Here is a 14,255-nt window from a genome sequence, read left to right on the forward strand (position 1 = left end):
GCTCACACCAACCGGTCAGGCCCTCGGGCGGTTGAGCTGGGTGGCCAGGGTGCCGTCGTCGCGGCGGCGGTGCCAGAGCGTGGCCACGCGGGCCTCGAACTGCGGACCCAGGCGGGACAGGCGGTCGTGCACCGCGGACTGGAGCTGCTCCTTCGTCAGGCGGTACGTGTCGGGCGGGATCCGGTCCGCTACCCGGTTGGCGGTGGCCACGGCCTCGTCCAGGAGGGACTCCGGCGGGACGACGGTGTCGATGAACGGGGCGAGGTCGGGCTCGAACGTGTCGCCGGTCAGGATCTCCTCGTAGGTGCCGACCGCGTGCCGGACGATCTCCATGGCGGCCGGTGGGAACGGGACGCCGACCAGGACCTCCGTCACGCCGATGCGGGCGTCGCCGGCGGCCATCAGGCGGTAGTCGCAGGCGCAGGCCAGGACGGCGCCGCCGGCGATCGCGTGGCCGTTGACCGCCGCGACGACCGGCTTGCCCGTGGTGAAGACCGCCAGGAACGCCCGGGTCAGGGCCCGGAGGAGGGCATCGACGTACTCCGGTGGGCCGTCGATGACCCGGCGCAGGTCGACGCCGGCCGAGAAGGTGCGGCCGGCGCCGGTCAGCACGATTGCCCGGGCGTCGCCCGCATCGAGGGCGGTGAAGGTCTCGGTGATCGCGGCGAGGAGTTCCAGGTCGAGGGCGTTGACCTTGCCGTGCGCGAGGCGGACCACGGCGACGTCGCCGGCTTCGGTGAGTTCGATCACGCCGGTCACCCTACCGCTGACCTGCCGGTATGGTGAGCACCCGTGCTCACCGCGACCAAGATCGAGCGGCGGCCGCTGTCGCTCGTCCCGCTCGGCGTCATGTTCTTCTTCGTCGGGCTGTCCGCTGCGGTCGTGGGCCCGTTCCTGTCGCTGTTCCTGAGCACGGCCGTGCACGCCGGCCCGGCGCTCGTCGCGGCGTTCCTCATCATCGGCCCGGTCAGCTCGGTGGTGTCGTCGACGGTCATCGGGCGCCTGTCGGACAAGCGGGCGATCCGGCGGCGGCTGCTGCTCGTCGCGGCGGCCGCGGGCTGCACCGGCTCGGTGGTGACGGCGTTCGTCCGCGACTACTGGGTGCTCGTGGCGGTGGCCGTGACGCTCACCGCGGTCAGCGGCTCGCTGTTCCCGCAGTCGTTCGCCTACGCCCGCGAGGTGCTCCAGCAGAACGGCTCCACCCGCTCGGCCATGGCGATCAGCACGCTGCGGATGCTGTTCTCGATCGCCTGGGTGGCGGGCCCTCCGGTGGCGGCGGTGCTGCTCGAGGTCGGCAGTTTCCGCATTTTGTACCTCACCGCCGCGGCGATGTACGTGCTCGCCGGCGCGGTCGCGTTGATCTGGCTGAAGGACACGGGACCGCCGCCCGGCCACCCGGACGCGGAGCGGCCCGCGCCGCTGCCGTCGGCCTCGCGCGGCACGGTGCTGCGGGTGGTCGCGGCGCTGACCGTCCTGCAGGGCGCCGGCGTGCTGGGCGTCCAGGCCATGTCACTGTTCGTCGGCCACGTCCTGCACGCCGACGTCCGCAACGCCGGCCTCATCCTCGGCTGGTGCGCCGCCCTGGAGATCCCGCTGATGCTCGCCTTCGGGGCGCTGTCGGCGAAGTGGTCCCTGCGCAACCTGATGGCGTTCGGCGCGGTGCTCGGCGTCGTCTACTACGCGCTGGTGACGGGCTCGTCGAGCACCTGGCAGGTGATGGCGCTGCAGCTGCTCAACGCGTGCTTCATCGCCGCGGTGGGCGGCCTGGGTATCTCGTACGTCCAGGAGCTGCTGCCCTCGGAACCCGGCCGCGCGGCAACCCTGGCCGGCAACTCGTTCCCGGTGGCGTCGATCCTGGCCGGCCCGCTGCTGGGCGTGGCGCAGCACGTCGGCTACCGCTGGGCCTACGGCTTCGGTGCCGCCCTGTGCGCCGTCGGCCTGGCCCTCCTGCTGACCACCCGCCGCCCGCGCACCGCGTCGACCTGACGAACGGCGCGGGCTCAGCAGGTCGACGACGCCGAGGGCAGCGCCGACACGACGCCGGCCGGGACGGTCGACGCCGTCGGGGACGGCTCGGCCGAGGGCGACGCCGACGGGGACGGCGATGGGGACGCCCCCGGGCCGTACAGGGCGACCTGCGTCTGCTGGAACTCCGACGGGCCGGGGGTCAGGCCGGGGACGACCGCCTGGTGACCGAACACGTCGGTGACCCGCAGCGTCACCGGCGCCGCGACCTGGCCCGACGGGCCCGTCCACACGTTGTCGCTGCCGCGCTTCAGCGGGGTCCAGCCCGCCGGGGTCTGCAGCTCGACCGACGCGAGGGGGTTGCCGTGGTTGTCGACGACGGCCGTGAGCGACGAGCGGGACGTGCCGCCCTTGAGCTTGACGCGTAAGGGGGCGGTCAGGGCCGGGTCGCGGGCCGTGTCATAGGTGATCGGGATGATGCCGGCGCTCAGCTCGCCGATGCGGGCGAAGGCCGCCTTGCTCAGGTCGATCTTGCCGCGGGGGCAGGACGGGCACTGGTCGACGACCTGGACCAGCACGGTGGTGCCGTTGGGGCCGGTCACGCTCAGATACGAGCCGCAGGCGGCGCCGCCGGCGTACTCCGCCGGGCCGATCGCCACGTAGGAGTCCGTGGACGGGGCGCCGAGGTTGCACATGCCGTTGCGGTTGGTGCTGTAGTAGGACGCCTTGCCGCTGATCGGGGCCGCGCAGGCCGCGTTGCCGCCGACCTGCGTCACGATGACGACGGTCAGCACGGCGGCGAGGAGCACGCCGGCGGAGGGGACGGCCCAGCGGAGGTGGCGACGCATGACGGCATCCTAGGCGGGGGCACCGACAAAACCGCGCGGACGGTTGGTGGCGCCCGGATTGCCGGAATCGCCGGGCGCCGCGGCCGCCGTCAGCGCTCCGGGTCGGCCAGCGGCCAGCCGCCAGCCGCCAGCCGGGCCGACACGCGGGCCACGTCCTCGTCCGACGGATGCTGCAGTACCGCATCATTGATCATCTGCTCGATGTGCTCGACGGTGATCGGCTCGGCCGTCAGGATCGACCGGTCGGCGAGGGCCTGCGCGATGCTGTGCACCTCGACGTCCGTGAGCTTGCGGCGCAGCAGCCCGAGCAGTGCCACGTAGTCCTGGCGCGGCACGCCGGCCGGGTACCCGGCGCGCAGCCAGTCCACGACGCGGGTCAGGAAACTGGGTTCCACGAACACCTCACTTGTCCGCGATGGTCGGGAAGATGTGCTCGAAGCTCAGGGTCTTGCCGAGGCCGGACGCGACGATGTACGTGATGCCCAGTGCCACGCCGAGCAACACCACGGCGAAGCACAGCCAGCCGATCACCGTCCCGAGCGGCCGGGCGGGACGGTCGCCCACGGCGCCCGCACCGTAGGCCAGCGAGCGCACGCCGAGCGCGAACAGCGTCGGCAGGCCGGCGCCCAGCAGGAGGCTGGCGATCAGCACCTGCCAGGCCTCTTCCAGGGCGAATCCAAGATTGTGCATACGAGCCGTCCTTATCGGCGAGCCAGACCGGCCCAGTCCTCGTTGACGTTGGTGTGGTCGACCGGCTGGCGGCGCGAGCGCAGGTACATGTACCCGGCCAGCAGCACCAGGACGACGAAGACGACGAGCGCCCCGGCCAGCCCGCCGATGACGTGGGCCAGCCACCACATGACGGCGCCGACGACCGCCGCCGCGGGCAGCGTGGTCAGCCAGGCGAGCACCATGCGGCCGGCGACCGCCCAGCGCACCAGCGCTCCCCGCTTGCCGACGCCGGTGCCGAGGATCGAGCCGGTGGCGACGTGCGTCGTCGAGAGCGCGAACCCGAGGTGGCTGGAGACGAGGATGACCGCGGCGGAGCCGGACTCGGCCGCCATGCCCTGCGGCGGGGCGATCTCGACGAGGCCCTTGCCCACGGTACGGATGATGCGCCAGCCGCCGAGATAGGTGCCCAGCGCGATCGCGAGCGCGCAGGAGGCCTTCACCCAGAACGGGATGTTCCCGGTGTCGGTCCAGTCGCCGGCGGCGATCAGGGCGAGCGTGATCACGCCCATGGTCTTCTGGGCGTCGTTGGTACCGTGGGCGAGCGACACCAGCGACGCGCTGCCGATCTGCCCCCAGCGGAAGCCGTTGTCCGTGAACCGCTGGGCCACGCCCACGGTGACGCGGTAGATGAGCCACGTGCCGGTGGCGGCGACGATGCCGGCGATGACCGGCGACATGACCGCCGGCAGGAGGACCTTGCCGACGAGGCCGTCGAGCCCGTCGCCGTCGCCGTTCCAGTTGACGCCGGACCACCCCAGCCCGGCGATGGTCGCGCCGACCAGGCCGCCGAAGAGGGCGTGCGACGAACTCGACGGCAGGCCGAGCAGCCAGGTCAGCAGGTTCCAGACGATGCCGCCGACGAGCCCGGCGAGGACGATGAGCAGCAGGTCGAAACCGCCGTTGCCGAGCAGTTCCTGCTTGGGTGTCCCGTTCGAGTTCTGGATCTTGACGACCGCGTTGGTCACGGTCAGGGCGACCTCGACGGAGAGGAACGCACCGACCAGGTTCAGGACGCCGGACAGCAGCACGGCGACCTTCGGCCGCAGCGCGCGGGTCGCGATGGAGGTGGCCATAGCGTTCGCGGTGTCGTGGAACCCGTTCGTGAAGTCGAACCCGAGCGCCGTCACGATCACCAAGACCAAGATCACGGTGGTCTCTGTCACCAACCGATCGTCACGCGGAACCGCTGCCCACCTGATTCGGACCCGGAACTGTTCGGCTGCGGTTTCCCAGCCGTTCAGGCCTCGGCCGGACCCGTCGGGCAGGGAGGTTCTCGGCCACGACGACCACGTCTCCTGGACCGAGTTCACCCCTTTTTGCACCCGGCTGGTCACCTCCTCCCGCGACGGCACGGCGCGGGTCTGCAGCGCCACCGGCGGCGGCGCCGTGTGCACCCTCGTCGCGAGTTGAGCCGGGGTGGGGTGAGCCCCACCTTCAAGTCACCGGCAGACCGGATCGATAGCTGTCATGCCGCGCCATAGCGTTCGGTACATGAGAAATCTTCAGCGCATCGTCCTCTGTGGACTGTTGCTCGCGGGCGGGCTCGGGTTGAGCGCCGCCGGTGGGAGCGGCGCCGCGGCCGCGCGGGAGGGCCGTGGTGACGTGGTGGCCGTGCAGCGGCTGCGTCCGATCGACACCGCCGGCGCGGCGCGGGCCGAGCTCGCCGGGGCCGGGTTCGACATCGGCACCGTGCGGTTCGGCGTCGACATGTACCAGGTCGTGTACCGCACGATCGACCCCGCCGGGAGGCCGACCGTCGCCAGCGGGCTGCTCGCGCTGCCCCGCTCGGCCGAGCGGCAGCTGCGGGTCGTGTCGTATGCGCACGGCACCGAGCTCAACCGTACCGACGCGCCGTCGATGTGGCGCGACGGCTGGTCGGTGGGGCCCGCCATCACCTACGCCTCGGCCGGGTTCGCGGCCGTGGCACCCGACTACCTGGGCATGGGCCTCGGCCCTGGCCCGCACCCGTACCTGCACCTGCCGTCCGAGACGACCGCCTCGGTGGACCTGCTGCGCGCCGCCCGCACGGTCGCGGCCGAGCAGGGCCGCACGCTGCGCCGCGAGGTGTACGTCACCGGCTTCTCCCAGGGCGCCAGCGCGGCGACGGCGCTGGGCAAGGCGCTGCTGTCCGGCGCCGACCCGTGGTTCCGGCTCGGTGCCCTGGCGCCGATCTCCGGCGCCTACGACCTGCGGGGCGTCGAGCTGCACGCCCTGCTGACCACCGTGCCGTGGCCGTACGACGTGGGCTACCTCGGCTACCTGCTGGTCGCCTGGAACCGCCTGCACGACCTGCCGGGCTTCTTCGACCCCGGCTACGCCGGCCGCGTGGAGGCCCTCTACGACGGCGTGCACACCGGCGACGACCTGGTCGAGACGCTGCCACAGTCGCCGGCCGAGCTGCTGTCGGACGAGGGCCTGGCCCAGCTGGAGGCGCCGACCGGCCGGTTCGCCGAGGCGCTCGCCGAGCACGACGCATCCTGCACCGGGCACCGGTTCGCCGTGCCGACGCGGTTGTTCGCGGCGCGCTCCGACGAGCAGGTTCCGGTGACGAATTCGGAGCATTGTGCAGCGGTACTGCGGGCGCCGGTCGTCGACACCGGAATCCAGCAGTACCAGGGCTCGGTGCATCTCGGCTCGAACATCGCCGGCACCGCGCAGGCGGTGCGCTGGTTCGCGCAGCTCGGCTGAAACGGGGCTGCGGGCTGTACGGCCACGCCGTAGGATCGACGGACCGGGGCGGCTCTCCGGGGTGCTTCCTTCTCCCTTTCTCTGAAAAAGATCTAGCGCCTCGACTCTCCGCCCCGGTTCACTCCCTTTCCCCTTGCCCCGGGTGGATGACTGTTCCATGGACGCGCTCGCCACGCTCCTGCTGCGCCGTGCCGGCGCGGTGCGCCTCCCACCGGCCGCGCCGCGGCCGCCCGCCGACGGTGACGTCTGGGTCACCGCGCTGGAGGCCGACCTGGCGAGACAGGGCTGGGTGCTCGACGCCGGGCTGCGGGCCCGGTTCGCGGCGCTCGACCCGGCGGTCCGGCTGCCCTGGGCCGACTGGGTGCAGGCTGTCGCCGACGAGCTCGTCGGCGCCGACCGCGACCACGTGCCGCTGTTCCGCCGGTTCCCGGACACGCCGCGCGACCCGGTCGAGGAGTATGTCGAACGCATCCTCGCCCTGCTCTTCCAGGACCGGACCGAGCGCTGCCTGCTCTGCGACGAGGTCGGGCACGTCCGCCCCGTCGACCCGTGCGGGCACCTGGCCTGCACGCGGTGCTACGCCCCGGACCGCTATGCCGGCTGCCCGATCTGCGGCCGCCGGATCAGCGGCGACGGCTGGCTGCCGCTGCCCACTACGCCGCCCTCGCCGCCCTCGCCGCCTTCGCCGGCCGGCGAGCCGTTGCGGCTGCGGCGCCTCACCCTCGACGACAACCCGGCGCGCACGGCCGTCCGGCTGCGTGACGAGCTGGTGGCCCGGACCGCCGCCCTGTCCGAGACCGACCGCGCCGACCTGCGGCTGCTGGTGGTCGCCACCGCACCCGGCCGGCTCGACTGGCTGCCGGTCGAGGTGCCGGCCCGCGAGACCCTCGCCGTCGTCATCTCCGCGGCCCTCGACGCCGGGCTGTCGGCGCTGGACGAGGCCGTCGCCCGGTGGAGCACCGCGACCGACGTGGCCCGGACGCTGTGGGCGTACTCCGGCGGTGACCCCGGCCTCGTCCTGCCGGCGAAGCGGGTGCCCGGCCCCGGCGAGGCCCGCCGCCCGGCCGGCGAACGGATCGTCACCGTGCCGGCCCCGCGCGTCCGGGCGCTCCCCCGCCGGCTGCGCCGGGCCGTCCTCGCCTTCCTCGATGGCCTCGACCCGGTGACCGCCGCCGAGGACGTGCAGCGGCACCCGGCGGTGTGGAAGCGCCTGGCCGAGCGGCTCCACCCGTATGAGCAGGTGGCCGCCGCCCCCTCCGCCGCCGTCGTCTTCGCCGCGCTCCGCGGCACCCGCACCCCGCCGGCCGGCCCCCTCGGCCGGGCGATCGCCGCCGCCCACGAGCGCCGCCCCGACCGCATTCTTTGCACCGACCACCCCGACGGCACGGTGTCGGTCCGCGTGCGCACCCTGACGTCCCTGGTCGAGGCGGCCACCGCGGCCGCCGACCCGGCGAGCGCCGCGGCGATCCTGATGGGCCGCCCGGGCGAGCTGTGGCGGCGCCTCGACCACCTGCTGCGGCTGGCCGGCGACGACCCGGACGCCCAGCGGATCGTGCTGGACGCGGCCCGCGAGACCGCACCGCACGTCTCCCCCAACGTCCTGGCCACGGCGGCCGCGGCGGTCGGCACGCGCGCCACGACGACCCCGGCCAACGTGGTGGCTGCCGCCGCCGGCGAGGCGACGGCCGCAGCCGTCCCAGCGGTGGCCGAGAGCATCGAGCAGCGGACGAACCGGCTCCGGACGGCGCTGCGCATCCGGATCCAGCGCGGGACCGGGCGCCCGGGCGCCGCGTCGCAGCACGGCCCGGGTCCCGGCACGCCACGGCGGACGTTCTTCCCGAAGGGCGACTCCGTGCGCACCTGGACCGCGCCCGAACTGCGCGGCCCCCTCCCGCCCGGGATCGTCGCCGAGGTCCGCGGCTGCGCCGACGAGGAACTGACCCGCCGGGCCGCGCGCGCTGCCGACGCCGCCTCCCGCCCGGCCGCGGAGGCGGCCGGCGCCACTCCCTCCTCCCCGCCCGCGGCCTCCTCCCCGCCCGCGGCCTCCTCCCCGCCCGCGGCGGGCGGCCGGTTTGATCTCGCGGTCATCGATGCGGGGTTGGCGCGGGTGCCGGCGCCCATGCGGGAGCGGGTCTCGGCCGAGCAGCTCGCGGGATGGCCGCGGGGCAGCGTGCGGACGCTCGACGACGGCGTGGACGTGGTGCGGCTGTTCGCGCACTGGACGGACACGACCGACCGGGTCGACCTCGACCTCTCCTGCGCGTTCTACACCGCCGACTGGGTGCAGTCCGGGCACTGCGACTACAGCAACCTGCGGTTCGGCGACGCCGCGATCCACTCGGGCGACCTGACGTCGGCGCCGCCGCCGCTGGGCGCGACCGAGTATCTGGACCTGCACCGCTCGCGGCTGCTCCGGGCCGGCGTGGCCTGGGCGGTGCCGGTCGTGCTGAGCTACAACGACGTCCCGTTCGACGTGCTCGACGCCGCCTTCGCCGGGTTCGCGCTGCCGGTCCCGGGCGGCGAGCAGTACGACGCGGCGCGCGTCATGCAGCGGTTCACGCTGCGCGGCGACGTCCGGGCCCTGGTGCCGTTCGTGCTCGACGTGCGCTCCGGCGAGGTGATGTGGGTCGAGGCGGTGCTGTCCGTGCTCGGGTACGGGCACGACGTCGACGAGCACGGCCCGCGCATCGGCAAGCTGGCGGCCGACCTGTGGGACCACTTCACCGGCGGCGTCCGGGCGACGGTGCTGGACGTGGCGGCCTGGCACGCAGCGGCCCGCGCCGACCGGGTCGAGGTCGCCCACGCCGACGGCACCCGCACCGCCGTCCCGGTCACGACCCCGCCGGAGACGGTCGCGGCCATCCGCGCCGCAGCCACCGCCCCAGGAGCCCTGCCAACGACGCCCGCCGCCGCGGAAGCCCTGGTGGCGACCCCGGCAGTCGCGGGAGACCCGGCAGCGACGCCCGACGCCGCGGGAGCCCCGGCGACACCGGCCGTCCTCCGGGCCGGCCGGACCGCGGGTGCCGACGATGCAGCGGCCACCGCGGGAGCCTCGGTGGCGCCGGCCGGCGCGGCAGGCCCGGTAGTGGCGCCGGCGGTCGGGCGGGTGCTCGCGGCCGTCGCCGACGCCCGCCTGCTTCCGGCGCACGTGGCCGAGGGTTCGGTCGCGCTGGTCGTCGACGACCGGCCGCCGGCGCCGTGGACCCCGGTCACCGCGGCCGACCTGATCGCCGCGCTGGCGCCGTCCTGAGGAATTTCGCCGCGACCTGTCGATGTCGGGCGGGGCCGATCGTCAGGGGAATGGAGGTACGACATCACCCTGGAGGTCACACATGGCACTGCCCGAGATCGTCGGACGCGCGGAGTGGCTCACCGCCCGGACCGCGCTGCTCGACCAGGAGAAGGACATCACGCGGCGGATCGACGCGCTCAACGCGCAGCGGCGGCGCCTGCCGATGGTGCGGATCGACACGCCGTACCGGCTGCGGGGGCCCGGCGGTGACGCCACCCTCGCCGACGTGTTCCAGGGGCGCCGGCAGCTGATCGTCCAGCACGTGATGTTCGCGCCGTCGTGGGACGGTGCCTGCCCGGCGTGCACGGCCGGCGTGGACGAGATCGCGCCCGCGCTCCTGGAGCACCTCGCGAACCGCGAGACCACGTTCGCGCTCGTGTCGCGGGCGCCCTACGAGAAGCTCGCCGGGTACGGGCTGGGTCGCGGATGGGCGATCCCGTGGTACAGCTCGCACGGGACGTCGTTCAACTTCGACTTCGACGTCAGCTTCGACCCGGCCGTGAAGGAGCCGGTGTACAACTACCGGCCGCTGCTCATGGCCGACACGCCGGAGCTGTCCGGAATGAGCTGCTTCCTGCGCGAGGGCGACGCGGTGTTCCACACGTACTCGGCGTACGCCCGCGGCACCGACCACATGGGCGGCGCCTACGGCCTGCTCGACCTGACCGCCCTGGGCCGGCAGGAGGCCTGGGAGGAGCCGAAGGACCGGGTGGAAAACCCGCACGGCGCGGTGCCCGACTTCAGCTAACGTGCCCCGGGTGGAGTGGGACTGGGATCCTTGGCCACCCGAAGAGGTGGCATGGCGGCTGGCCGGGGTGCGGTCGCCGTGGTACGTCGCGGGCGGCTGGGCCCTCGACCTGTGGCTCGGCGCGGAGACCCGCCCGCACGAGGACACCGAGATCGGCGTCCCGGCGGGCGGCTTCCCCGAGTTCCGCACGGCGCTGAGCGCCTACGACTTCCAGGTCGCCGGCGACGGCGAGCTGTGGCCGGCCGACGGCCCGGCGTTCGAGGCCCATCACCAGACCTGGGTGAGCGACCCGGCCACCGGCCGCTTCCACCTCGACATCTTCCGCGAGCCGCACGAGGGCGACGTCTGGATCTGCCGCCGCGACGCGTCGATCCGCCGCCCGTACCGGGAGATCATCCACCGGACCGCGGACGGCGTCCCCTACCTGGTGCCGGAGCTCGCCCTGCTCTTCAAGGCCAAGGCGACCCGCCCGAAGGACGAGGCCGACTTCACGACCGCCCTGCCCCACCTCGACCCGGCCCGCCGCGCATGGCTCTACGCGGCGATCACCCGCGTCCACCCGGGCCACCCCTGGCTGGCCCGCATCGAGCTCTAGGGCAGCTATAAAGTCATCGCTACAAAAAGTTGTCCACTTCGCAGGAGCACCCGATGCGCCTCAACCACCCGGACGACGACGAACTCCGCGCCAACTTCGAGGAACTCCTGTCCTCGGTGCGCAACGGCGGCGGCATCTACACCCACAGCGGCGTGGACATGGAAACCGAGAACGCGTTGTGGGCCATCGCCAGGGCCTACCCACACGTCACCGACGACCTGGTGACGTCGGCCCGCAGGACGTTCGAGGGGCAGTTGGACGGCTCGAACAGCGCGGCCAGGCGAGCGGCCCTGGAGCGCAAGTTCGAGGAGTACGCCCGAGCACGCCAGCAACGACACCCCCCACAGCCGCCGAGCTAATGCGGCCCGCCGCCACCGCGCCCGTCCCACCGCCCCGAACCGATATCACGCCGCGCGGCCACCGCACCGCGCCGCACTAGCCGGCGGCGCGGGTCGGCCAGGTTGATGGGGCGTCGAGGTTCCGGGAGACCTCCAGGTGGGTGGCCAGGCGCGTGGCTTCGGCTTCGGTGAGGGCGTCGGCGTCCTCGGGGTTCAGGGCGCAGACGAAGAGCTCCATCGGGCCGAAGGTCGTGAACCACAGGCCCCTCGGCGAAGTCGTCCGCCACTCGGCGGGCCAGCCGGCGACCGTGCGGTTGGGGTGGAACGCGGCCTGGACGCTCGGGTCGGCGGCGCGGCGTTCGATGGTCCAGATGAGGACCGGAGTGCCGCCCGGTTGCTCGACCGTGAGGCCGGAGTGGATCCAGCGGGGCTGGCCGGCGGTGGGGGTGCGGCGGACGCGGGTCTGGCACTCGACCCAGCGGTAGCCGGGTGGCAGCTCGGTGAGGCGGAGCGGCATCACGCAGCGTAAGGCGCGGTCGAGGCGGATCGACTCGGCGACCTGCAGGGCGAAGTCGGCGGTGTTGACGCTGGCCAGGAGCATGGCGTGCACGCCCGGGCGGGGTTCCCAGCGGATCTCGAAGGCGCGGGCATTGTCGTAGAAGCCCTCGCGCAGGAGGGCCGGCTCACCGTTCACCGTGGACGGTTCCTCGGCGCCGTGGTCGTCGCCCGCCGCGCGGTCGAGGATGGCCTCGTCCGTGGCCAGGTAGAAGGTGACCCACCAGCGGTTTTCGCCGTCGTATACGGTGGCCTTCTCGTAGCCCTTCGACGACGAGACCCACTCGGTCGCCACCGTCTTGTCGAGCACACCGTAGTCGAGGGCGAAGTGCACGACGGACGGGTCGGTGCCGACCTCGCCTCCGCCCGCGGCGACCGGGAGGCCGTTGTCGCCGACGCCGGGTGCCGGCAGCCGCACCACGGCGAAGAGCGCGACGAGCACGGCCGCCAGCCCGGCGGCGCCGATCGCGCGGCGCCGGCGGCGGACGATGTGGGCGCGCCGGACCGCCGCCGCGCCCAGGGCGTCGGTCGACACCGGCCGGTCGGCCCGCGCGGTGAGCGTCGCCGTGAGCCGTGTCTCCAGGTCGGTCATGTGCCGTCCCTCCTTCACGATGCACCTGCTGCGTCGAGGTGTCCGCGCAGCCGCTGCAGCGCACGCATCGCGTGCGTCCGGACGGTCACCGGCTCGCAGTCGAGGATCTCGGCGATCGTGGCGTCGTCGAGGTCCTCGTAATAGCGCAGCACGATGACGGCCCGCTGCCGGTGCGGCAGCCGGACGATGAGGCGCCAGAGCTGGTCGCGGTCGGCGGCCTCGCCGCCGAGGTCGCCGGGTGCCGGCCGGTCGACGACGTGCTCGATCGGGACCTCGCGGTTGGCCCCGCGCCGCCACCAGGAGCGGGCGGCGTTGACGAGCAGCCGCCGCAGGTAGACGTCGGGACTGTCGGCGCGCCGGATGCGCCCCCACCGCAGGTACGCCTTGGCGAGCGCGTCCTGCACCAGATCCTCGGCGCGCTGGTCGTCGCCCGTGAGCAGGATCGCGAAGCGCACCAGCGCTGCTCCCCGAGCCGCCACATAGGCCTCGAAGCTCGCCGGGGCCGCCTCGGGCTCCTGCCGGATCACGCTCACCACGCGTTCGTCTCCTCTGCCGGACTCTGTCACCGCTCAGAGGCTCCGGCGAGGGCCCTGCGTTGACAGCGGCTACAAGGTTTTTTCGAACCAGTGGTGGGCGTAGCGTTCCGCGTTGTACTGCGGGATCTCGCGGTAGCCGGAGCTGCGGTACATGCGGATGGCCTCGTGCAGGTTGCGGTTCGTGTCGAGCCGTACCGCCGCGTACCCGCGCTCGGCGGCGTGGTGCTCCAACTCGCCGAGGATGCGCCGGCCGACGCCCATGCCGCGGACCGCCTCGGCCACCCAGAGGCGCTTGATCTCGGCCGGACCGTGGCGGTGCAGCTTGACGCCGCCGCACCCGACCGGCTCCGAGGCGAGCGTGGCGAGCAGGAACGCGCCCGCCGGCGCGGTGAACGCCTCGTCGGCCGCGGGCGTGCTCAGCGCCGGGTCGAAGCCGTCGTCGAAGCGGTGGGCGATCTCCCGCACGTACGCGCGCAGGCACGCCCGGGCCCGCGGATCGCCGGGCGGCACGACCTCGATGACCACCATGCTGGCCAGCAGAAGCCGCTCCACCTCGTGCATCGCCGCGGTGAGGCGGTCGCGCTGGCCGTCGCTGAGCGGCGTGAGGATCGAGCGGGCCAGGTCGTCGGAGCGCTCGTCGAGCACCGCCCACTCGGCCCGGCCGGCGGCCGTGAGCCGGGCCTCCCGCACGCGGCCGTCGCCGCCGGCCGGGCCGATCGCCGGGCCGATCGTGATGAGCCCGTCCGCCTCGAGCGACCGCAGCAGCCGGCTCAGGTAGCCCGAGTCGAGCCCGAGCCGCCCGCGCAGCGCCGCGACCTCGGCGCCCGCCGGCCCGATCTCCCACAGCAGGCGGGCCTGGCCGAGCGGCCGGCCGCGGGCCATGTACTCATCGTCGAGCGCCCCGACCCGCTGAGTCACCGTCCGGTTGAACCGCCGCACCGATGCCACAAGATTCGCGTCCACATAGCTGACTTTAGTCAGGCATTGCCGCCGCGGAACCCTCCTTCCGGCCGATCGGTACGGGCGCCGAGTTGTAGTTCAATCGCCAGCCATGAGGATTTACCGGGGTGGCTGCGCCTATCACCTGGTCACCATGGGCGCCGGGATCGACGCCGTGGACCAGACCCTCAGCGCGGCCGGGCTGATGTTCACCCGCACACCGACCACGGTCGTGTGGCCCGGCGGCCGCAGCGAGGGGGTGGAGTTCGTGCACTACGCTCCGGGTCCGCACCAGCGGGTCCCGGAGGACCTGGTCCACCGCCTCATCGAGGGCGGCGTCTGGCTGCTCTACCGCAAGGTCGACGCCACGTCACCCGCCTGACCGGCCCGGCCCTGGCCACCGCGGCCGGAAGCGCAACCAAAGCGA

The 14,255-nt window shown here is 73.7% G+C and carries 15 protein-coding genes; 7 read left to right on the forward strand and 8 right to left on the reverse strand.

Features of this window, described 5'->3' with window-relative positions; all coding sequences use genetic code 11:
* Nucleotides 1–15: 15 nt before the first annotated feature.
* The gene (locus tag ABZS66_RS17990) at nucleotides 16–750 is read right to left on the reverse strand and encodes an enoyl-CoA hydratase/isomerase family protein (protein ID WP_354758884.1); all 735 of its coding nucleotides are present in this window, start codon (nucleotides 748–750) and stop codon (nucleotides 16–18) included.
* Nucleotides 751–792: 42 nt separating this feature from the next.
* On the opposite strand from ABZS66_RS17990, the gene ABZS66_RS17995 reads away from it, so the two are divergent.
* The gene (locus tag ABZS66_RS17995; RefSeq protein WP_354758886.1) at nucleotides 793–1,986 is read left to right on the forward strand and encodes a sugar efflux transporter; all 1,194 of its coding nucleotides are present in this window, start codon (nucleotides 793–795) and stop codon (nucleotides 1,984–1,986) included.
* Between the two features lie 14 nt (nucleotides 1,987–2,000).
* Here the strand turns inward: ABZS66_RS17995 and ABZS66_RS18000 are convergent, their stop codons facing one another.
* The 4 genes from ABZS66_RS18000 to ABZS66_RS18015 all read right to left on the reverse strand — a co-directional run bounded on the left by ABZS66_RS18000 (nucleotide 2,001) and on the right by ABZS66_RS18015 (nucleotide 4,708).
* Nucleotides 2,001–2,813 (reverse strand): expansin EXLX1 family cellulose-binding protein, encoded by an 813-nt coding sequence (locus ABZS66_RS18000; RefSeq protein ID WP_354758888.1) that lies wholly within the window; start codon nucleotides 2,811–2,813, stop codon nucleotides 2,001–2,003.
* Between the two features lie 89 nt (nucleotides 2,814–2,902).
* Nucleotides 2,903–3,208, reverse strand: a complete 306-nt coding sequence (locus ABZS66_RS18005) for a DUF3349 domain-containing protein (RefSeq protein ID WP_354758890.1) — start codon at nucleotides 3,206–3,208, stop codon at nucleotides 2,903–2,905.
* Nucleotides 3,209–3,215: 7 nt separating this feature from the next.
* The gene (locus tag ABZS66_RS18010) at nucleotides 3,216–3,503 is read right to left on the reverse strand and encodes a hypothetical protein (RefSeq protein WP_354758892.1); all 288 of its coding nucleotides are present in this window, start codon (nucleotides 3,501–3,503) and stop codon (nucleotides 3,216–3,218) included.
* Nucleotides 3,504–3,514: 11 nt separating this feature from the next.
* On the reverse strand, nucleotides 3,515–4,708 hold the full coding sequence (locus ABZS66_RS18015) for an inorganic phosphate transporter (RefSeq protein WP_354758894.1): 1,194 nt from the start codon (nucleotides 4,706–4,708) through the stop codon (nucleotides 3,515–3,517).
* A gap of 328 nt (nucleotides 4,709–5,036) precedes the next feature.
* Here ABZS66_RS18015 and ABZS66_RS18020 point away from each other — a divergent pair, with 328 nt between their 5' ends.
* From ABZS66_RS18020 to ABZS66_RS18040, 5 genes are all read left to right on the forward strand, one after another.
* Nucleotides 5,037–6,233 carry a lipase gene (locus ABZS66_RS18020; protein WP_354758895.1) on the forward strand — a complete coding sequence of 399 codons (1,197 nt, stop codon included), beginning with the start codon at nucleotides 5,037–5,039 and terminating at the stop codon, nucleotides 6,231–6,233.
* 157 nt (nucleotides 6,234–6,390) lie between these two features.
* The gene (locus ABZS66_RS18025) at nucleotides 6,391–9,483 is read left to right on the forward strand and encodes an RING finger family 4 domain-containing protein (RefSeq protein ID WP_354758897.1); all 3,093 of its coding nucleotides are present in this window, start codon (nucleotides 6,391–6,393) and stop codon (nucleotides 9,481–9,483) included.
* 82 nt (nucleotides 9,484–9,565) lie between these two features.
* A complete protein-coding gene (locus ABZS66_RS18030) occupies nucleotides 9,566–10,273 on the forward strand; it encodes a DUF899 domain-containing protein (RefSeq protein WP_354758899.1) in 708 nt (235 codons plus the stop codon).
* A gap of 10 nt (nucleotides 10,274–10,283) precedes the next feature.
* Entirely contained in the window at nucleotides 10,284–10,868 is a 585-nt protein-coding gene (locus tag ABZS66_RS18035; protein ID WP_354758901.1) for a hypothetical protein, read from the forward strand.
* Between the two features lie 53 nt (nucleotides 10,869–10,921).
* Nucleotides 10,922–11,227, forward strand: a complete 306-nt coding sequence (locus tag ABZS66_RS18040) for a hypothetical protein (protein ID WP_354758902.1) — start codon at nucleotides 10,922–10,924, stop codon at nucleotides 11,225–11,227.
* Between the two features lie 76 nt (nucleotides 11,228–11,303).
* Here ABZS66_RS18040 and ABZS66_RS18045 read toward each other — a convergent pair whose 3' ends face one another.
* The 3 genes from ABZS66_RS18045 to ABZS66_RS18055 all read right to left on the reverse strand — a co-directional run bounded on the left by ABZS66_RS18045 (nucleotide 11,304) and on the right by ABZS66_RS18055 (nucleotide 13,852).
* Nucleotides 11,304–12,353, reverse strand: a complete 1,050-nt coding sequence (locus ABZS66_RS18045) for a hypothetical protein (protein ID WP_354758904.1) — start codon at nucleotides 12,351–12,353, stop codon at nucleotides 11,304–11,306.
* Between the two features lie 14 nt (nucleotides 12,354–12,367).
* Nucleotides 12,368–12,889, reverse strand: a complete 522-nt coding sequence (locus ABZS66_RS18050) for a SigE family RNA polymerase sigma factor (protein ID WP_354758906.1) — start codon at nucleotides 12,887–12,889, stop codon at nucleotides 12,368–12,370.
* Between the two features lie 69 nt (nucleotides 12,890–12,958).
* Nucleotides 12,959–13,852 (reverse strand): helix-turn-helix domain-containing GNAT family N-acetyltransferase, encoded by an 894-nt coding sequence (locus ABZS66_RS18055; protein ID WP_354758908.1) that lies wholly within the window; start codon nucleotides 13,850–13,852, stop codon nucleotides 12,959–12,961.
* 88 nt (nucleotides 13,853–13,940) lie between these two features.
* Here ABZS66_RS18055 and ABZS66_RS18060 point away from each other — a divergent pair, with 88 nt between their 5' ends.
* A complete protein-coding gene (locus tag ABZS66_RS18060; RefSeq protein WP_354758910.1) occupies nucleotides 13,941–14,210 on the forward strand; it encodes a hypothetical protein in 270 nt (89 codons plus the stop codon).
* The last annotated feature ends 45 nt before the right edge of the window (nucleotides 14,211–14,255 follow it).

The sequence above is a fragment of the Dactylosporangium sp. NPDC005572 genome (assembly GCF_040605515.1).
Classification (GTDB): domain Bacteria; phylum Actinomycetota; class Actinomycetes; order Mycobacteriales; family Micromonosporaceae; genus Dactylosporangium.